Here is a 20,321-nt window from a genome sequence, read left to right as displayed (position 1 = left end):
ACTCCTTGTCAGGTGTCCCCTACTACTGTTTAAGAGGTACCTGCGTTTCAGATATTGGAAATAGTTTTTTATTGTTTACAGAGTTTTCATTCTCAGAGGCTCTCGACTAAAAGAGCCTCTTGGTAATAAATCCTCGCTAAATAGCGGCTGGTTAATGCCCTACGACACTAAACACCACACCTTATACACCTCGTCTCTGTGCCGCTCGGCCCTCTTCCCAGTCAGCGACTTTCTTCGCTGTCTCTTCGTTGCGAGTCACTTCTGGTAAACCTACTTCCCACCAACAGTCGCACTTGGACCATGCCGCAGGAGATACAGGGTCGATATCCACCACAATCACGTAAGTGCGGTCCGCTTCTTTAGCGCGGGCAAAGGCAGCATCAAACTCGTCAACAGACGTCAGTTTCTCGGAAATTGCACCTTGAGCTTCTGCGTGCTTAGCGAAATCGACACGAGCCAGTTCGCCATCTGGGCGGCGGCAGTCTTCAAGTAGGTTGTTGAATGACTCGTTACCGGTGTTGTTCTGTAGTTTATTGATAACCGCGAAACCGCCGTTGTCACAAACCACCACAATCATCTTGTGGCCAGTCAACACTGAAGAGTAAATATCTGAGTTTTGGATAAGGTATGAGCCATCACCGACCAGCACGACAACATCATTGTCTGGGTTGGCAATTTTCGCGCCCCAGCCACCTGCAATTTCGTAACCCATACACGAGTAACCAAAATCGATATCGAACTTACCAATCTGGTAGTTCTGCCAGTTCATGGAAAGCTCAGCCGGTAGACCACCTGCTGCTGTCAGTACGGTGTCGCCTTTTTCCATCGAGGTGTTCAGCTTACCAATTACTTCCGCGTAGGAAGACATGCCCGGTAGCAGATCGCCTTCTTTAGGGTGGGTACGACGATGAACCAGCGCTTTCCACTCATCGGCTTCTGCTTTTGCTTTGGCCGACCACTCGTCACCTGAGCGCCAATCGCCAAGTAAAGCAGATAGCTTGGTCATTGAGCTTTTCGCATCACCCAGTACCGGGTAAGACATGTGCTTGATGGCATCGAACTTAGCCACATTAATGCTAACCAACTTCATTTCTGGGTTCTTGAACACAGTCCAAGAGCCAGTGGTGAAATCTTGTAAGCGGGTACCGATAGCCAGTACCACATCCGCTTCATTAGCCATGTGATTAGCAGAATCTGAACCCGTTACACCGATTGGGCCTGCGTTCAATGGGTTGTCCTGAAGCATAGTGGCGCGGCCAGCAATGGTCTCTACCACCGGGATATTGTGCTTACCGGCAAAATCAGCTAGCTCGTCAGTCGCTAGCGAGTAGTGAACACCGCCACCTGAGATGATCAGTGGTTTCTTCGCTTGCAATAGAATTTCTTTCGCTTCTTCCAGAACAATCATTTCAGGCTCTGGGCGACGAATACGATGTAGTTTTTCAGCAAAGAACACTTCAGGGAAGTCGTAAGCGACACCTTGGATATCTTGCGGCAAACCTAGGAATACTGGGCCACAGGTTGCAGGGTCTAGCATGGTATCCAGCGCTTGCGGCAACGTGTGCATTAGCTGAGATGGCGACAGAACACGGTCCCAGTAGCGTGTTAGCGGCTTGAATGCATCATTTGATGTTACAGACGGATCTTCGAAGTTCTCCGGCTGTTGTAAAACAGGATCTGGCAGACGGCTGACATACGCGTCACCCGCAATAAGAAGAAGAGGCAGACGGTTGGTATGGGCAATACCGGCAGCGGTGACCATGTTGGTCGCGCCTGGGCCGATAGAGCTGGTTGCAATACCGATACGGCGACGCTGGTTGGCCTTGGCATATGCAATGGCGGCTGTCGCCATAGACTGTTCGTTCTGACCACGCCAAGTTGGAATTTTGTCTTCAATATTCTTTAGCTGCTGGCCGAAACACGTCACATTACCGTGACCGAAAATCGCAAAAGCGGCACCAAAAAGTTGTTCTTTCTTTCCATCAATTTCAATCATTTGTGCTGCAAGATACTTGGCAAGCGCTTCAGCAACAGTCAGGCGTACAGTATTCATTGTCTTCCTCGTTTTTCGATATTCGAAAAAATCTTCCTTTACTCACTGCAATTGCTTTTGAACACTTTTACCGTGAACTTTGCGGTGAGATGTGAAGGGGGCCTAGCCTGCCCCCTTACCTTTTACTCGTTCTTATAGGCCGTACTTGTTCGCGTAGCCATTGATGTTCTCAAAAGCTGTTTTTGCGAACGTTAGTGGGTGCGCTTTAGCAGGATCCTGCTCGGCTTCAACCAATAGCCAGCCTTTGTAGTCGCGCTCTTTTAGTGCAGCGAATACGTCGTCATAATCAACATCGCCAGTACCAGGAACGGTAAATACACCATCAAGAACTGCGTTAAGGAATGACTTGTCTGCATCGCGAGCGGCCTTCATAACGTCTAGGCGTAGGTCTTTAAAGTGCATGTGACCGATACGGTGGCCCCAGCGCTTGATCATGGTGACAGGGTTACCGCCGCCATATGTGATGTGACCAGTGTCCAGCGTTAGGTGAACTGCGTCGCCAGTTAGCTCCATCATCAGGTTGATGTCGTCTTCAGTTTCACAGATAGTGCCCACGTGGTGGTGGAAAGACAGCTTGATGTCATGCTCGTTTAGTAGGTACTCAGAAACAGTCGTAAGCTTCTCACAGTAAGCTTTCCACTCATCCATAGTCAGGATTACGCGCTGAGATAGAGGGGTGTTGATGTCGCCGTGAACTGTGTTGCTCACTTCACCAAATACCATCGCTTTACAACCCGCCGCTTTCAGCAGTTTGATGTGCTCCTGCATAGCTGCGATTTCTTCATCAGCCGTCAGGGTCATCAGATTGCCGCTGTACCAACCAGACGCCAGAACCAGACCATGCTTTTCTAGAAGAGGAATAAGAACTTCTGGCTCACGAGGATATTTAGTACCTAGCTCAGTACCAGTAAAGCCAGCTTCTGCCATTTCACTCAAACATGTTTCCAATGGGATTTCGCCGCCAAGTTCTGGCATATCATCGTTAGTCCAGGTCAGTGGGCTGATTCCATATTGAACATTGCTCATGTTTGTACTCCAATTTTATGATTATTTAATTCCGGGTCGGTGACGATTGTAGTCAGTCCAGTGGAATATGTTCTTTTGGAATTCCCGAACCGCTTTTTTATCTGCACCATTTGCTTCACTGGAATTCACTATAACCGAAAAAATAGAAACGAAAAATATTTTTCATCACGTACAATCGATTTCAATTTTTCCGTTAAATATGAAAAAAGCCCAGTAAAAACGCGGCTTGAGAGAAATTCTTGAGCAAGATCACAACTTATATATATCTATAAAAATCAACACTTTAAGACAATCAAAACTTACGGAAAATATTTTTCGCAATTTGACGTAAGTATCATTTTCAAACAAAACACCCTATTAGCTATAGCCGTGAAAATCTTGAGATCATATGATTTGCGCTATCACCAAGTGGAAAATTATTATCAAAGCAATAAATTACTATTATAAATATTGGTGAGTGGAATAATGCCGATGCAAAAATCCTACAGTAATTAACGCATTGGAAAGCTACCCAACTCAAACTTATTCGATGGTTGAGTAAGAGACGGGGATCTCATAAAGGAGTAGAACATGTCACCCACAACCGCGGCCGAGGCCCGAAAACATAATTTTGCCTACATTATTAGAATTTGTTGTATTGCAGCCCTAGGGGGAATTTTATTAGGTTACGATACAGCTGTTATTTCTGGCGCTATTGGTCCTATCAGAGAACACTTTGGTTTATCCTCTGCACAAACCGGTTGGGCAGTCTCAAGTGTTGTTCTAGGTAGTATTATCGGTGCCGTCAGCGCCGGCTGGTCCGCCCTCAAATATGGCCGTCGTAAAACTCTCTTCATGGCTGCCATCCTCTTCATGATTTCCGCCATCGGCTCGGCACTGGCCACCACCTTTACTTTCTATGTCATGCTTCGCATCGTTGGTGGTATCGCGGTTGGCTTAGCCTGTGTCGTTTCACCGATGTACATGTCTGAAGTGGCACCGAAAGACTTCCGAGGCCGTGCTGTCAGTATGTTCCAACAATCTGCTGTTATCGGTCAAACAGGGGTGTTCTACGTTAACTACCTGATTGCCAAAGGCATGAGTGAAACTTGGTTGGTTGATATGGGCTGGCGTTGGATGCTGGGCTCAGAAGTGCTTCCAGCCGCACTGTTTGCTGGCCTGTTGTTCCTTATCCCTGAATCACCACGTTGGTTGGTACTGAAAGGAAAAGTCGATGAGGCTAAAGACACCCTATCGCGTATTTCAAATCCTAAGCATGCTGATCAGTTGATCGGCGAGATCCAAGCATCACTGGCAGATTCAAACGTACCGGGCAAGAAGCAAGTCAGCCTGCGTTCACCGCTTCTGTTTGCAATCTTGGTGATCGGTACCTTCGTTGCTGCCGCCCAGCAGCTAACCGGTATCAACGTGATTATGTACTACACGCCGGAAATCCTAAGACCAATTACCGGTAGTACTGAAAACGCCCTATTCCAGACCACCTTCGTCGGTATTGTCTTCATCCTCGGTAACGCGCTAGGTATGTACCTCATCGATAAAGTCGGTCGTTTGCCACTGATGAAATACGGTACCTTCGGCTGTGCGGTCGGTATGACGGTGGTCGGTTATGTGCTTTACACCGGTACTGAAGGCTACGCGGCATTGTTCGCATTGTGTCTGTACGTTGTTTCTTACGCGACATCGTGGGGCTGTGCATGCTGGACCATGATTTCGGAAATCTTCCCGAACAGCATCCGCTCCCGTGCAATGTCTATCGCTGTGGGTGCACAGTGGTTCACCGGCTTCATCGTCACCCAGTCATTCCCAATGCTGAATGACAATGCCTTCCTGAGAGAGCATTTCAACGGTGCATTCAGCTTCTGGTTGTTCGCCATCCTGTCACTGATTTGTATGTTTGTTGTGGTTAAGTTCGTCCCTGAAACCAAAGGTGTCAGCCTGGAGAAAATGGAAGAAGTGATGGCCAAAAAATTGGGCAAGAAAGTTCCTGCTCCTGAAGCACAAGCAAACGCTTAATCACACGTTGTAATACCCAACAGGCTTGTCATTGATAAGCCTGTTTTTTCGATTAAAAAAGGCGACATTATGCTCGATAAAATGGCTTTCTTTGTTTACGTTATCCGAACCGGCTCAATTTCTGCCGCAGCACGTAAATTCAACGTTTCAGTTTCCGCAGGCAGCCGCTGGTTACAAGATCTCGAACAGAGCTTTGGTATTACCTTATGCCGCCGAACCAACCGTTTATTAACCGCTACCCCTGCGGGCCAAAAGCTGGTTGATGAGTTCTCTCCTCTCGTTGATAATGCTGAACAGTTGTGCCGCAGCTTGCAAGACTTCCAAGAGCAAGACAAAGGCCACATCAATATCGTTTGCACCCCGGTGTATGCCAACAACTTCCTGATGGATAAAATAAGCAGCTACCTCGTTTCACACCCGAATGTCACATTTAACCTCAACGTCACCCCATGGGCGCTGGATCATGCAGCAGAAGCTGATCTAGTTATCAGTGCCAACGCCTGCTATCAAGGCTATCAAGAAAAAGACCTTCATCTAGTTCGCCGCGAACTGATGCAAAGCCCTTTTGTCGCAGTCGCTTCCCCTGATTACCTTGAACGAAATCCTGCCCCCGAGTTTCCAACTGAATTGTCACAACACCAATGCTTATTTGCTACCACGCTGACCGGCAGTAATGATTGGATCTTCGAGCGTAATGATGAAACACAGATGATAAAAGTGCCTAAATCGCTGGAAGTTAACGACAGTGATTTGCTACTGCAAAGCGCAATCAAAGGGGCAGGCATTGCCTATTTACCCGCCTTTGTTCTTGATAAAGCACTCTCTGATGAACGGCTAACTCCTATCCTAGAAGATTACGAAACCAGTATTTGGAGCCTCAACCTGTATTATCACCCACCAACAAAAGCATCAGCCGTTGCCAGTCACTTCAAAAGCTTTTTATTGGAAAGTTCTTAAACCATGGTTCATTACCGAATCCATTATGCTAATCAATAACAATGCCGAACAACAAAGCCAATAGCGCATCTCTCTGTTCTGGTTGATATGGCATTATCGTTTTGCCGCTCTCCGAGGTCTTTGTTATATGTTCCTTGCCGAGTGACAGCCGACTATTATCATGCAAGAGGGTAATAATAAACTGCTGGGTGAAAATTGAGCGCTCATCAAACTCAACATAAGCGATACCCTCTTTAAAATCTTCACGCTGGTACGGCTTATCTTCAAATTGATATCTCGCTGACTGGCTATCACTTTCGTATAGCCAAAGTTGATAAATATCCCCATCAATAGGCTTAATTTGATGCGTAATACCAAGTTGTTTAAAACCCATACTGCCGTCCATAGGGATAACTTGAGACATCGCGCGTGCGTCACCGACATCCGCAATATATTTTTGTCCGTTAAGCTCTAGGACCAGAGCTATGTGGTTAGCGACATCCCTCAATTCACCATCGACAATCATTCGCGCAGCAATACGATAGACATCGTAGCCACAGTAACGCAGTAGTTCAAACAGGAAGTTATTGAGTTCAAAGCATACCCCGCCCCGCTTTGACTGGATCAGTTTCTTGTAGAGGTGGGACGTTTCATCGTTTATCGGAATACCGGACAACACATCCAAGTTCTCAAACGGAATTGACCTCACCAACGCCGTACAAAGCGCATTCGCTCCATCAAGTCCGTCTAACTGCGACAAACCTAGGCCAAGTCGTTGTTCGATGTGCGGGACCCACTCATTCTGGATCAATGCAAACTCCCTATTTATCTCATTGTGATGAACGGTATGATTTTCGATATAGCGAATTGAGATTTACCTATATTTTATAGCAACATAAAATTTGTCACAAACAGGATAAATCCAGATTTTCTAACAGGCTCCACAGAAATATTACAACAGTCGGTAGTAATCTGTTGGTTTCGAAAGAGTATCGTTACATAACCTATTTGGGAACACCCTATGTACCTCAATCCACTCCAACAACCTATTGGCACACCTATGCCTGACTGGCAAGGTGCCAATACCCCTAAGCCTGTGACACTAACTGGCCAGTTTTGTTGCCTTGAACCTATCAATGCTGAACGTCATGGCAACGATCTGTTTGACGCATTTTCAGCCGATGTTGAGCAGCGCTTATGGACCTATATGTTTATGGGACCATTTGATAATAAGGAGAGCTTCTTTGACTGGTTAACACCGCTGGAACAGAGTCGTGACCCTTTGTTCTTTGCCATCATAGATCCTCTTACTGACCTCGCGGTGGGCCTCTGCTCGTATATGAGGATTGTTCCTCAAATGGGTGTAATAGAAGTTGGCAACTTCCTTTTTTCGCCCAAGCTGCAGAAAACGCCTGCGGCAACCGAAGCGATTCATCTACTGTTAAAACATGCTTTCGAGACGCTGGGTTATCGCCGCTGCGAGTGGAAGTGTGATTCACTCAATCAGCCTTCCTGCAGCGCAGCCGAGCGATTGGGGTTCAGCTATGAAGGGTTATTCAAGCAAGCCATTGTATACAATGGACGCAATCGCGACACGACGTGGTATGCCATTATCGACAACGACTGGCCAAATATATCCACTGCCCATCAAGCTTGGCTATCAGCAGATAACTTTGATGACAATGGACTGCAAAAACAACGGTTAGCTGAAATACTCGACTTCAACATTGCCTGACAAATAACATTCCTTTAATCTTGCGCACAAAGCCTAAGGGATAATTTGACAACAAGCTAAAGGACCAACGTGAAGATTTACCAAATCACTGATACTCACTTGGCGGAAATGCCAAATGAGTCGGATACTAATCTACAAAAGCTATTAGATATTGTTAACCAAGATACGGAAGACAAAGTCTTGCTGCTTACCGGTGATCTGGCTAATGCTGCCGTACCTGCGGCATATAATCGAATCAAGTCATATCTTGAAAATAGCGATAACATTACCCATTGCTATGCATTAGCCGGTAATCACGATGATCTTGACTCTATGAAAGCCTGCTTTAAAGGCAGTAAAATCAAGATAACTCAGTCGGCAACGGTCCATGATATACCGTTCCATTTCCTCGATACTAGCCACAAGCCTTTAGGTAATTCATTGGAACTCGGTGCAGGCCGAGTGACAAGAAAAGCGCTTGTCGCACTGAAGAAAACGATGAGGGAATCATCATCACTAATCATTTCCCATCACCCTATTCTTGATGTCAGCAACCAATGGTTCAAGCAGATTGGTATCGAAAATCAAGATGAACTGGTTCGCTGTTTTAAAACCAAACGAACAGTCATTAGTGGCCATGCCCATCATTATTTTGATATCGAGGATGGTAATATCCGCCAGCTTGTTGGTCTCTCATCCTCTTATGGTTTTCAACATCAATCTGATGCCCCCCAACGATCCAACCACGCCGGGATGACTATTTATCATGCAAAGTGGTCAAGTGGCGAAATCAGTATTCGTCTACTAGAAAATCATTCTCTCTCCAACTAGAGAGAAAATCGTCTCTAAGCCATTAAATTACATTATATTTCATGAAATTAGAGACAACCCTTTTACCTTACCTCAGGTTAACCAACTTGTCTTACCAGTGCGACCTTTGTAATAGATTGTAAACAGCTGTAAAACACGTTTAAGGCCGCCATCGCATTTCAATTTTCCCGTCTACATTGTAATCAGAAGGAATCATTTCAACAGAATACATATCATGTAGATGGAGTTCATTGTGAAAAAGTACTGCCCTTACTGCAGCACCGAATTGCTGGATCATTGCAATATATCTGTGTGTCCAAGGAACGACATTGGTGAGTGTACTTATGATGGTTATGAGGTATACCGCCTTCAAGAAGAACCACATAACCTCAAGGAAAGACACAACCACAGACTCCATGACAAGACAAGCTCTGCACTCGACTAACAGCCAGGATCTTAGACATAAGAACACCTTCAACGAGAGAACCTTGGACGCAAAAAATAGGTTAATGGATTAACCTTAATGACACTCAGTCAATTGAAAATATTGAGCAAAGTTAGTGGCCCATAATAAAGAAAAATCGAAACCCATTTTCGACAGTGGCAAACATCAATACACTCTTCTTGGATTTGTGCTATTTCCTGCGATTCTTTTTTTTACAGCAATTTATTACTACCAACCGTCACCTACCGGCCTGCGATGGTCAACATCGTGGGTTCCCAGTCTCGACATTAACCTCAGCCTACAGCTTGACGCCTTATCTTTTGTCTTTGTCGGCTTAATCAGTTGTATTGGTTTTTTTGTCCAACTTTACGCATTGGCATATATGAAAGGCAAAGCGGAGCGCTTTTCTTTCCATCTCTATCTAACGCTGTTCATGCTATCCATGCTCGGGCTCGTACTGAGTGATAACATTCTATTGTTGTTTGTTTTCTGGGAACTCACGACAATTACCTCTTATTTGCTTATCGGTTTCAATCATGAAAATGAAAAATCGCGTAAGAATGCACTGCAATCATTAGTCGTGACAGGTGCCGGAGGATTAGCCTTACTAGCAGGGTTAATATTACTGGGACAAATAGTGGGTAGCTACGAATTAAGCATAATTATCGACCTGGCGGTATCCAACAAAGAAAGCGTTACTCAACACCCCTATTTTACGCCATCTTTAGTATTGATACTCCTTGGCGCTTTTACTAAATCTGCGCAATTCCCCTTTCATTTCTGGCTACCGGGTGCCATGGCAGCCCCTACACCGGTCAGTGCCTTTTTGCACTCAGCGACTATGGTCAAAGCGGGAATTTATCTACTGGCTAGGCTTTCGCCGGTGTATGCCAGCAGTGATATTTGGTTTTATTGCCTCATCACGATCGGTGGCTTTACTGCACTATGGTCAGCAGTCATCGCATTGATGCAAAAAGATCTCAAGCTCATGCTGGCATTCAGTACCAATACTATACTCGGCATCCTTACTTTACTGCTTGGCATCGGGACAGAAACCGCACTCGCAGCCGCTATATTATTCATTCTCGCTCACGCCTTTTATAAAGCCTCTTTGTTCATGGTGGTCGGAAATATCGACAAAGCAACGGGGACGCGTGATATCAGGGTACTGTATGGTTTAAAAGCCGCCCTGATATTCAGTTTCGCCTCAGGGCTTATCGCCGCCCTCTCAAAAGCCGGTATTCCGCCGTTACTCGGCTTCCTAAGTAAAGAGTACGCGTACAAAGCAGGCTTGGAAGTCCACAGCATAGTGATGTTTGCCTTGGTTATAATCAATGCCGTGATGGTCGCCCTCGCAATTGCGGTGATTTCACAGCCTTTCCTGCGAGAGAAAATAGAGGATAACCCGACCGTTAAATCTATCGAGGCAGAAATAGGCTATTGGATCCCGCCGATGGTACTGGCTTGCTGCAGTGTCATCGTTCCTACACTCGGTTTGGGTTGGTTGAATGAATACATTCTCTCCACCGCGATTTTTGAAATCAATCAAGTCGAACAATCTAGTCCAGTCAAATTATGGCAAGGGATCAATCTGCCTTTAATCATGAGTGGCGTTACTTTAGCTTTAGGGATCCTCATTTATAAAAACATGTCGTCCGTTACTCTGGTATTAAATAAGTTACTTGGCCCTCTTCCAGTGGCAAGCGAGGTATTTGAAAAATGTATGGCATTAATGTTATCTGCTGCCACATGGCAAACCAATCGCTTGCAGCAACGTCGGCTTAGTATCTACGCCTTACTCTTTTTCTCGGTACTTGCAGCGATCTTATTGTTAAATCCAATCAAGGTTTCCGGTGACGTCATTGAGCGTATTTTAACCATTCGACTCTATGAAATAGCCATTGCGTTGCTGTTAGTCTCCTCAGCTTTGCTCTGTGTATTCTCGGCTTCACGCCTGTTATCCATTGCAGGGCTCGGCGCCATCGGCTTCTTGATGACATTGGTCTTCATGATCTATAGCGCGCCCGATGTAGCCAAGACTCTTCTATTAGTTGAAACATTGATGGTGGTCTTTGTTGCGTTACTCATTCGCCACCTCCCTAATTTCAGTACAGTTAAACGGCACTCGATTGTACGACGTAGCTTTCATGGTTTTATTGCCGTGGCGATAGGTCTTTCCGTTACTGCATTACTCCTCACTATCACCAAGCAACCTCTGGACTCAACTCTGGCCGATTTCTTTGCCCAAAACAGTGTGCCTGGTGGCCATGGTCGAAACATCGTCAACGTCATTCTGGTTGACTTCAGGGCATTTGATACCATGGGAGAAGCCATTGTTGTAGTCGTAGCAGCAATCGCTGCAATCAGTTTGTTTAATACTCATTCACACCAGCAAAACCGTATACAATCACTGATTTTCTGCACCACGGCCCACATCGTTGCAGTACTAATGATGGTCTTTTCCTTGTATTTACTCCTTCGTGGACACAATTCTCCCGGCGGCGGGTTCATCGGAGCGCTTATCGCTGTTATCGGTTTAACACTGCTTATTTTCGCGGAGTCACCACAATATGTCAGGGAGCGATTGAGCTACAGGCCGATGAATATTGCAATGTTCGGTGTATTCTTAAGCCTGTTGGCAGGCGGAATCGGCTTTGTTATGGGAGCCCCTTTCTTAACCGGGATTTGGTGGAAGCAGCTATTACCCTTAGGCACTCCTCTCATTTTCGATGTTGGCATATACCTCGCGGTTATTGGCGGAGTTCTAGAGGTCTTGCTAAGAGTTAATGAGGAGCTCGATTGATGGAAATACTATGGAGCATTGTCGTGGGTGTTTTCGTAACTGCTGGGGTTTACCTCATGCTGGAGCGCCACATTATCCGTATTTTACTGGGGCTGATCTTAATCAGTAACGCAGTTAACTTGGCCATTTTTACTGCCGGCCGCCTGACACCGGGTAATCCCCCTCTTATTGATACTAACGCTGTACTTCCTCCCGATGGCGCTGCCGACCCTCTGCCACAAGCGCTTATTCTGACTGCAATTGTTATCGGCTTTGGGCTATTAGTTTTTGCATTAATGTTGTTATATAGGGCCTATATGGAAACAGGTTCGGCTGATGTCGATGCCATGCAGCACTCTGAGGAGGATCAATGACCTCAGTTTGGCTCACTTTACCCGTCGTATTATCGTTACTGACTGCAACTGGCGCTTTTTTTGTCCGTCATAAGCCTAATGCCATCAATTGGCTCAGTGGCTCCAGCGCAATCATAACTGTCTTTTGTAGCATGCAGTTACTCGGAAATATCCTTGCAAATGGTACGTACGCCGTTGCGTTTGGTAACTGGATGGCACCATTTGGGATTGTCTTTGTTGCCGACTTCCTCGGTGTAGCGATGACGGTCATTACCGCCATTATTGGTGCCGTTACTGTGTTTTATGCCATGGCGGACCTCAAAGACAAGCCATCTTATGGCCTCTACCACGTCTTATTTCATGTGCTGTTAGCTGGAGTTTACGGGGCATTTTTAACGGGCGATATCTTCAACCTGTATGTGTGGTTTGAGGTAATGCTCATAGCCTCATTTGGCCTGATGATTGTTGATGCTGGGCGTAAGCAAATCGATGGTGCCGTAAAATACGTTTTACTCAACTTGATATCGACCCTGGTTTTCTTACTGGCTATCGGCCTAACTTATGGCGCAACTGGGACGCTGAACTTAGCCGATCTTCATTTGAAGATCCCGCATATAGAACCTCAAACATCGACGCTACTTTCTGCCCTGTTTCTTTTTACTTTCGCCATCAAATCAGCGTTGTTTCCATTGTTTGCGTGGCTACCAGCCTCATACCATACATTACCAAATGCTGTCGTCGCCCTGTTTGCTGCTCTGCTGACAAAGGTCGGTGTTTATGCCCTTATCCGAACATTCACACTGGTCTTTCCCCTTGCCGAGACGGGCTGGCAACCCCTGCTAATATGGGTTAGCGGCCTAACTATGCTGACTGGCGTATTAGGAGCCGCCAGCCAATTTGATATCAAGAAAATACTCTCCTTTCACATTATCAGCCAAATCGGTTACATGATGATGGGATTAGCTTTATATACCCCGATCGCCATTGCCGGAGCGATTTTCTATATCATTCACCACATCATCGTAAAAGCAAATCTGTTCTTAATTGGTGGCTTCATTGAAAGCAAATACGGCACGAGCCAACTTCGCCATTTAGGCGGTGTCTACAAAGCCATGCCATGGCTTGCCTTCCTGTTCCTTATCCCAGCCTTTTCACTGGCAGGTTTTCCTCCACTATCTGGCTTCTGGGGCAAATTCCTAGTGATTAAAGCCAGTATTATCAACGACTATAATCTACTGGCAGCAACGGCGCTCGTGGTTGGTTTATTAACCATATTCTCGATGACTAAGATTTGGAGCGAAGCCTTCTGGAAAGCACCAGTACCCAATCAAACTGAGAAGGTTTTTCCCCTATCAATCAACCTTCTCTATTGCTTGCCAATTACAGTTTTAACGTTAATGACGATAACTATTGGGTTAGTTGCACAGCCTATATTTGAGTTTGCGAATGAAGCCGCCGAGCAAGTACTAAACCCTGTTAATTACGTACGTGCCGTATTGGGAGAGCCATAATGGGAAAAAAGGCATGAGTTACTTTATCCTAAACCTGTTTCTTGCCATGGCTTGGATGTTACTCAACGGGCAATATGGCAGTCTCGACTTTGCTATCGGGTTTGTCGTTGGTTATTTTACCTTAAGCCTGTGCCAACCCTTTGGCTTGAAAACAGGCTACTTCAAGAAATTCAGAGCTTTCTTGGCGTTAGTAATTTATTTTTGCTACGAAATGATAGTGTCTGTAGCCAAAGTCGTCTGGGATGTCATTACACCCACACATTTGAGCCAGCCGGATATTGTTTATGTTCCACTTGATGCTGAAACTGATCTTGAAATAACCTTGTTAGCCAATATGGTGTCATTGACGCCGGGCAGTTTGAGCTTAGATATCACGCCGGATAAGAAGTACCTTGTACTGCACGTAATGTTCGCCCCTGACCACGACAGTGTAAAGCAAGATATTAAACAAGGTTTGGAAGCGAGAATATTGGAGGTTACACGTGGGTGATCTACTCCATATTAGTATCCAGCTCTCCTATTTAGGCTTAATTGTCAGCTTGGTGCTTGCGTTTATTCGTCTGATACTGGGGCCGACATTGGCAGACCGCGTTGTCGCGTTAGATTTAATTTCTTTTGTCACTATCGGCTTTATCGCCGTCTATACATTGGACAGTGGTCAGAAGTCGCTGCTAGATATTGCCATTACTCTCGCTCTGGTCGCTTTCCTTGGCACCATTGCCTTTGCCAGACTAATTACCAAACAGAAGCTAGATAAGGGTTAATTATGGACGTATTGATAAGCATACTTTTGCTGTTAGGTACCTTTTTTACCCTTGTCGCCAGCCTAGGTATTGTAAGAATGCCCGATCTCTATACCCGAATGCATGCGGCAACAAAAGCCGGCACCGTAGGGATTTGTTTTCTGTTATTGGCTGTATCTTTTTCAATGCCCGAAAGCAGTGTTATCTCTCGGGTTATCGGTACAATATTATTCCTTTTTATCACCGCCCCTGTTGCCGCACACCTACTCGGTAAAGCCATGCAAGAAAAAGGTTATAAGATTTGGCAGAATAAAAAATGAATCGTCAGGTCTCTTCGTCAAACTCACGCTCTCGAAGGGAGGTGTGTTCAAAAGACATTATTTCCATACTGATGCTTGTTGCTGTGTTTCTAGTTCTCGATATTTAGCCTCATTAATAATCATATTTACCGCAGAATGCGTAATCCCCTCTTCCCCTGATTGGAAATAAAGGCTTCGTAGTTCATTAATGGCATTATCAATCTGCATCAAAGGTACTGAATCATTGACCTTTTCTACAGCGTCCTTCACCGAATGAATGAATCTCACGGCATCCTGCCAATCGGCCTCACGAGATAGCACTAAAGGCTCAAAATTCTTCATTTGACCATTTGATAGTTTTTCAGAACCTGTCTTTTCCTTCACTCTATTCATGGTTGCCAAACCTTCGAAAGGAGGAAGCAAAACAACGAGAATCGCAGCTCCCAAAGGAGAAATAATCAAAGCGATAATAAAGAAGTCAGTCCCCGAGTGATCTTTACCCGTTGCATAAATAGCAACAACAACAGATAAAAATACCCATACAAAAGCAAAGGTAATCCACATAACAGTCCCTTTATGAATGTGATCAACCGAGCTCTGAGTCCATTCACTTGGCCTAAACCTCTTTACAGCGTTATCAACCGCTCATCGCTTGCTCAAGCGTTTCTTCAATGAGATCTATTCCTACCCGGTTTCTTTTTTATGTTATTGCATGTGAATTCAGCCAATTGGCAAAGTATGCCAGCATGAGGACATTACAAACCGTCAACAGTGAAATCCATACTAAACAACAAATGTTGCACAATATTCATACAGCTAAGCTGTGCGAACTGTGATCTTTCTCGGAAATATACGCATAGCCATATGAATTTTTGTAAAAGATTGATCTAACAATAAATGTTATCAATCATTACCAGCACCTACTCACACATTTGAATCTTCTTGAGCCCATCATTTTCACCGGAGCTCACCTTGCAAGTTTTGCCTTTGTTAAGGCAAAAAAATCTGCTTGCATTACTCAAAATATGGGCATACCATTAATCGTAATTTAACGATGAATGGTAACAACACTGAATTATGGCGGATTGCTTAACTAACCTTGATCCTATAAAACTGGATGAAGCGACTGAAAAAGAAATTGCTGCGTATGCGAAGGCCATTAGCCATCCTGCACGTGTTCGGTTGCTAAAAATTCTAGCTAGTGGCCAATGCCTCGGATCAGACCTTGTCGATCAGCTCGATCTAGCACAGTCCACCATTTCAGAGCACCTTCGCGTACTCAAACAAGCAGGCCTGGTTCACGCTGAAGTACAGCACCCACGTACATGTTTCAGCATGAAACCAGAAGCTTTACAAAGAATGAAAGACTTACTTGGCTATTTAGCCTAAGCGTTATAGATGCCTGAATGGGGTTACTATCAGGCATTTTTTATTACTATGATAATCGTTATTCGACGATAACCGATAATATTAAGGTACTACTAATGGGTATATTTGAACGTTACCTCAGTGTCTGGGTAGGCTTAGCAATGGTTGCAGGCCTACTGGGAGGCACTGCTTTCCCTGAACTCTTCTCCTTTATGGGTGGATTAGAGTACGCCAACATCAACTTCATCATCGCTGTGCTCATTTGGCTGATGATTTACCCAATGATGATGCAGATAGACTTTTCATCTATCAAAAATATACACCGTCGCCCTAAAGGATTAATTGTTACTCTGACCGTAAACTGGCTAATCAAGCCTTTTACTATGGCGTTTCTAGCCGTCTTATTCATCAAGCATCTGTTTGGTGACTTTTTGGGATTAATCACACCTGATCTGGCCAATGAATATATTGCCGGTATGATCCTATTGGGTGTTGCGCCTTGTACCGCGATGGTCTTTGTCTGGAGCCAGTTAACAAAAGGCGACGCTAACTACACGCTTGTTCAAGTGGCTGTGAATGACCTGATTATGGTTGTCGCATTTGCACCACTTGCTGCCTTCCTATTAGGTGTAACGAACGTCACAGTGCCTTGGAGTACTTTAATCATTGCCGTGGTTTTGTACATTGTCATTCCACTTATTGCCGGGCTGATAACCCGAAAAGTTCTTCGTTCCGAGGAAGCATTGCAACGGCTCGGAGGCAGGGTCAAACCGCTTTCAATCCTTGGCTTAATCAGTACCGTAGTTTTGCTATTTGGCTTCCAAGCTCCTCAGATCCTGGCAAATCCACTTGATATAGTGTTAATTGCTATCCCATTGATCATTCAAACCGTCTTGATCTTTGCTATCGCTTACTACTGGATGTTCAAGTGGAAAGAGCCTCATCGCGTTGCTGCACCCGGCGGCATGATTGGTGCCTCTAACTTCTTTGAGCTGGCTGTTGCTGTTGCTATCAGTTTATTCGGCCTACATTCAGGCGCAGCACTTGCAACAGTTGTCGGTGTACTGGTAGAAGTACCGGTCATGCTCGCCCTCGTTGCCTATGCCAATAAAACCCGCGATAAATTTCCAGTCGTTCACGCTCACTAGATCATATATAAAATTGCCCCGGCTCACCGGGGCAAATTGGCGGGCCAGATGGCATACCTGACCGCCTATCTCTATGTTGTTAATAACAGCCTTAACTACTGAAACGAAACATTTGAGATCACTGACAGGTGATCTGAAGCATAGATGCCATCTTTGATGACACTACGATATTCAAACGAATTCACCGCTAATTTGTCATTCACAAAAATATAATCGATATCTTCTGATTTCTCCTTACCATATCCATGGTAGGTAAATACCTGATCTTTTTTGCCATTCACCCCACTAAAAGGCTGTTTGGCGATCTTACGGGCGTCATCATACAAATCAATCAGTGCTTGATAAGATGCGGTATCACTGCGCTCAAAATTCAGATCACCCAGAACAATCACGGCATCGCCTGCGCCGCGGGTGATCTCCTCCGCTTTCTTGCTTAGCAACTTAGCACTCTCTTGGCGGGCCGTTTTTCCGATATGGTCAAAGTGAGCATTAAACACAAGGACCCGCTTACCCGTTGCTATCTCTTCCAGCCGAACCCATGTGGTGATGCGGGTTAAATCAGCATCCCAGCCAACACTCGCTACGACTTGTGGTGTCTCTGACAACCAGAACGTGCCACCACCGAGTTTTATATACTTATCATTACGATAAAAGATAGGCACCGCTTCGCCCTGGGCATTGCCATCGTCGCGGCCCGCGCCCACCCAGCTATAACCCGGTAATTGGCGAGCGAGAAACTCAATTTGATCACTAAACGCTTCTTGTAGCCCTGCGATATCATTTTGAGCAACAATGCTCGCCACTATTGCTTTGCGGTTTTCCCACGTGTTGTTTCCGTCGTATTCGCTGCCTACAACACTGTCTTTGCTGTTACGGATATTGAACGACATCACATCGAAATCTGCCGCGACGGCTGGTAGTCCGAGGGTTAAAAGTAATGCCACTGCTATTTTGTTCATCATTAACTTCTCCATTAATGAGATAAAATATGGCAGGGAGGTGATGCCTTCCCTGCACCAAACAACATCAGAAAATGATGTTTAACGTTTAAGATCCGATATCGTTCCTTTATCTAGATCCAGCTTGAAGTGATAACTAGGTTGACCATTGGCGAACTTGGTCAAGATGCCAAACAAACCGCCAAAGCGTTGCTTGAACACATCACCAAATTGCGTTGAGCCGGCGACGGTTGCAGCCTGTTCCGCCAAGGTATTCGCTAACAATTCATACTGTGGCATCCGGTTACGATCGATATCTTTGAAAGCCAACTCATCTGCATTTCTCAGGCGATAAAAATCAACCGCGAAGTCAAACCCATTCCACTTGGCAAAGTCATCCAGCTTCAAGCCATTGTCTGCGGCTAACTGCTTCGCATTGGATTCAGCCTGCTTCCAAGCTTTAGTAAAATCAGGATCCTTAATGCTCGACGGTTCGAAGGCAACAGGTGCTTCTTGGCAGATCTCAACCGCTTGCTGGCCTTCGGTAAGCGTCGTTACCTGCTGTTGAGTTAACGGGCTATCCAATTGGCTCAGAATCAACATCTGGCGGCCATCCAGCGCAAAGACCATCTGCTTCAAATCACACGGCCACTCTTCTGGCAAGAATCGCATTCGGGTCAGTTCAGTAATGTGCCAATTAGTGAACTCATAGTAATCCTTCGATGTCAGTACATCCTTATTCCAGATCTCCTCACTACCTTTGGCTTTGAGATGCTGCCACTCTTCTTCATAATGCTCAAACAACTCGTCGAAGCGTGGCACCTTATCCAAAATAACGGTTTCAACCTCTACTTGGTTTTCCGTTTTGAAACTCAACAGCTTATACGCAGGTACATAGGCTGCCATCGACGGGGCCTGGATATTGAACAAGAACGAGCCATCGTCGTAATGCTTAACGCCAGTGTCGTTGAAGTGCATATGGCCACCAACATGCAGCCTGATCCCTGTTTTTGCTAATGCCTCGCTCACGTCTTCTTTCGGAGAGCGAGCAAGCTGGAAGTTACCCGGACCAAAAATATCTTCTATGGTTTCTGCAGCGCCGTTATAAAACTCCGTCATCGGAAAGTGACTAAAAGCCACCAGCGTTTTGCCTTCAGCATTCGCCCTATCAACCACGGTTTTCATCCACTCAATGACATGCTGCTTATGAGTGAGCATTTTGTTATAACCTGCATTTCCCGAACCCGCGAAATTAGAGGCAAGCTCTGGTTTATGGATATCGGCATCTTCGCTGGGAATATAGACATTGGCATCTATCGCGAGTAGCCACAACCCTTCTACGGGTTCAACCAAATAACTGGTATCCGGCACGGAAAAACATGCAGTGTAATCGGGTTGTTTGTATTTTCCCCCGGTGCCTTGATGACAAATTTCATACTGCCGTTGATCATAGTTTGATTGGGTAAGCGCTTTATCAAATGCATAATTGGCCTGCGAATACGACGAATACGGCGTCTCCCAATACAAGTTGGACGGCTGCGGGAAGAAACCAAAATCACCCAACTCAGCCATCAAGCCTTCATAGCCCAACTCACGGATTTCCTCGGTACAGATCGTTGGAAGTTCATGACCTACATTAATCACCGCTGTTTCGCTATCATAACCAACGCACTCATTGGCACCCTTGCTGAAGATCCGCTGGGTTTTGCCATCTTTACCTAAGAAGTCCCCTTCACCACTTGGCCGGTCGAAAGGACGAACAGGGTCATGATTACCGGGAGCAGCAAAAAACTCGAGATCATACGTTTTGGCATAATGGTCGAGGATTTTTTTCAACCCCCTGATATGAACCGGTTGGCCATCATCACTAAAGTCACCCGGTAATGCGATATACTTCACCCCTCGCTTCACTGCATCATCAAGGGCTGCAAGCAAGGCGAAATAATTCTCGTTGAATAAACGCGTGGAGGTCAACTGAGCATGCATACTGCGGATAGTCGCATGCTGACCACTGTGGCTATTCTTCAGACCATCGAAACTTCCATCAGGAAATTCACCATATACATCGTGAAAATGAATATCTGGCATAAAGGCAACTTGCACTTGCTCAGCGGCAAAGGCAGTCCCCATAGTCATCGAGAGTAAGAGCGCAACACTGCTTTTTCTGAACCTTTTCATTAAG

18 protein-coding genes are annotated in these 20,321 nt (G+C 45.5%); 12 read left to right on the top strand and 6 right to left on the bottom strand.

The genetic code is table 11. The features are described from left to right. Positions 1 to 181: 181 nt before the first annotated feature. Together iolD and iolE are read right to left on the bottom strand one after the other, a co-directional pair. Positions 182 to 2,053: a 3D-(3,5/4)-trihydroxycyclohexane-1,2-dione acylhydrolase (decyclizing) gene (iolD, locus tag ACVA58_RS21400; protein ID WP_446512392.1), complete on the bottom strand. Its 1,872-nt coding sequence runs from the start codon at positions 2,051 to 2,053 to the stop codon at positions 182 to 184. Positions 2,054 to 2,185: 132 nt separating this feature from the next. Beyond that, entirely contained in the window at positions 2,186 to 3,079 is an 894-nt protein-coding gene (gene iolE, locus ACVA58_RS21395) for a myo-inosose-2 dehydratase (RefSeq protein WP_428649963.1), read from the bottom strand. Between the two features lie 570 nt (positions 3,080 to 3,649). Here iolE and ACVA58_RS21390 point away from each other — a divergent pair. Both ACVA58_RS21390 and ACVA58_RS21385 read left to right on the top strand, forming a co-directional pair. After that, positions 3,650 to 5,092: a sugar porter family MFS transporter gene (locus ACVA58_RS21390; RefSeq protein WP_446512391.1), complete on the top strand. Its 1,443-nt coding sequence runs from the start codon at positions 3,650 to 3,652 to the stop codon at positions 5,090 to 5,092. A gap of 69 nt (positions 5,093 to 5,161) precedes the next feature. After that, complete coding sequence (locus ACVA58_RS21385; RefSeq protein ID WP_446512390.1) at positions 5,162 to 6,049, top strand: LysR family transcriptional regulator; 888 nt, start codon at positions 5,162 to 5,164, stop codon at positions 6,047 to 6,049. A gap of 28 nt (positions 6,050 to 6,077) precedes the next feature. Here ACVA58_RS21385 and ACVA58_RS21380 read toward each other — a convergent pair whose 3' ends face one another. Next, on the bottom strand, positions 6,078 to 6,839 hold the full coding sequence (locus tag ACVA58_RS21380; RefSeq protein WP_446512389.1) for an arylamine N-acetyltransferase family protein: 762 nt from the start codon (positions 6,837 to 6,839) through the stop codon (positions 6,078 to 6,080). Positions 6,840 to 7,049: 210 nt separating this feature from the next. On the opposite strand from ACVA58_RS21380, the gene ACVA58_RS21375 reads away from it, so the two are divergent. The 8 genes from ACVA58_RS21375 to mnhG all read left to right on the top strand — a co-directional run bounded on the left by ACVA58_RS21375 (position 7,050) and on the right by mnhG (position 14,706). Then, entirely contained in the window at positions 7,050 to 7,763 is a 714-nt protein-coding gene (locus tag ACVA58_RS21375) for a GNAT family N-acetyltransferase (RefSeq protein ID WP_446512388.1), read from the top strand. Between the two features lie 69 nt (positions 7,764 to 7,832). Continuing rightward, complete coding sequence (locus ACVA58_RS21370; protein ID WP_446512387.1) at positions 7,833 to 8,573, top strand: metallophosphoesterase family protein; 741 nt, start codon at positions 7,833 to 7,835, stop codon at positions 8,571 to 8,573. Between the two features lie 611 nt (positions 8,574 to 9,184). Continuing rightward, positions 9,185 to 11,800 (top strand): hydrogen gas-evolving membrane-bound hydrogenase subunit E, encoded by a 2,616-nt coding sequence (gene mbhE / locus ACVA58_RS21365; RefSeq protein WP_446512414.1) that lies wholly within the window; start codon positions 9,185 to 9,187, stop codon positions 11,798 to 11,800. Beyond that, on the top strand, positions 11,800 to 12,153 hold the full coding sequence (locus ACVA58_RS21360; protein WP_446512386.1) for a Na+/H+ antiporter subunit C: 354 nt from the start codon (positions 11,800 to 11,802) through the stop codon (positions 12,151 to 12,153). Before mbhE ends, ACVA58_RS21360 begins: the two co-directional genes overlap by 1 nt. Continuing rightward, on the top strand, positions 12,150 to 13,643 hold the full coding sequence (locus tag ACVA58_RS21355; RefSeq protein WP_446512385.1) for a proton-conducting transporter transmembrane domain-containing protein: 1,494 nt from the start codon (positions 12,150 to 12,152) through the stop codon (positions 13,641 to 13,643). The genes ACVA58_RS21360 and ACVA58_RS21355 overlap by 4 nt, the downstream gene beginning before the upstream one ends. A 13-nt stretch (positions 13,644 to 13,656) precedes the next feature. Continuing rightward, on the top strand, positions 13,657 to 14,133 hold the full coding sequence (locus tag ACVA58_RS21350) for a Na+/H+ antiporter subunit E (RefSeq protein ID WP_446512384.1): 477 nt from the start codon (positions 13,657 to 13,659) through the stop codon (positions 14,131 to 14,133). Continuing rightward, entirely contained in the window at positions 14,126 to 14,407 is a 282-nt protein-coding gene (locus ACVA58_RS21345) for a cation:proton antiporter (protein ID WP_446512383.1), read from the top strand. Before ACVA58_RS21350 ends, ACVA58_RS21345 begins: the two co-directional genes overlap by 8 nt. A 2-nt stretch (positions 14,408 to 14,409) precedes the next feature. Continuing rightward, positions 14,410 to 14,706, top strand: a complete 297-nt coding sequence (gene mnhG / locus ACVA58_RS21340; RefSeq protein ID WP_446512382.1) for a monovalent cation/H(+) antiporter subunit G — start codon at positions 14,410 to 14,412, stop codon at positions 14,704 to 14,706. A 57-nt stretch (positions 14,707 to 14,763) separates the two neighbouring features. Here the strand turns inward: mnhG and ACVA58_RS21335 are convergent, their stop codons facing one another. Next, complete coding sequence (locus tag ACVA58_RS21335; RefSeq protein ID WP_446512381.1) at positions 14,764 to 15,249, bottom strand: hypothetical protein; 486 nt, start codon at positions 15,247 to 15,249, stop codon at positions 14,764 to 14,766. A gap of 513 nt (positions 15,250 to 15,762) precedes the next feature. Between ACVA58_RS21335 and ACVA58_RS21330 the strand changes: the two genes are divergently transcribed. Continuing rightward, positions 15,763 to 16,074 (top strand): ArsR/SmtB family transcription factor, encoded by a 312-nt coding sequence (locus tag ACVA58_RS21330; protein ID WP_446512380.1) that lies wholly within the window; start codon positions 15,763 to 15,765, stop codon positions 16,072 to 16,074. A gap of 95 nt (positions 16,075 to 16,169) precedes the next feature. Next, positions 16,170 to 17,201, top strand: a complete 1,032-nt coding sequence (gene arsB / locus ACVA58_RS21325) for an ACR3 family arsenite efflux transporter (protein WP_446512379.1) — start codon at positions 16,170 to 16,172, stop codon at positions 17,199 to 17,201. A gap of 95 nt (positions 17,202 to 17,296) precedes the next feature. Here the strand turns inward: arsB and ACVA58_RS21320 are convergent, their stop codons facing one another. Beyond that, positions 17,297 to 18,163 carry an endonuclease/exonuclease/phosphatase family protein gene (locus ACVA58_RS21320; RefSeq protein WP_446512378.1) on the bottom strand — a complete coding sequence of 289 codons (867 nt, stop codon included), beginning with the start codon at positions 18,161 to 18,163 and terminating at the stop codon, positions 17,297 to 17,299. Between the two features lie 78 nt (positions 18,164 to 18,241). After that, entirely contained in the window at positions 18,242 to 20,317 is a 2,076-nt protein-coding gene (locus ACVA58_RS21315; RefSeq protein ID WP_446512377.1) for a metallophosphoesterase, read from the bottom strand. Between the last annotated feature and the right edge of the window lie 4 nt (positions 20,318 to 20,321).

The sequence above is a fragment of the Photobacterium sp. DNB22_13_2 genome, assembly GCF_052873915.1.
The sequence above is the reverse complement of the archived record's forward strand: the minus strand, read 5'-3'. Positions and strand labels throughout refer to the sequence as shown.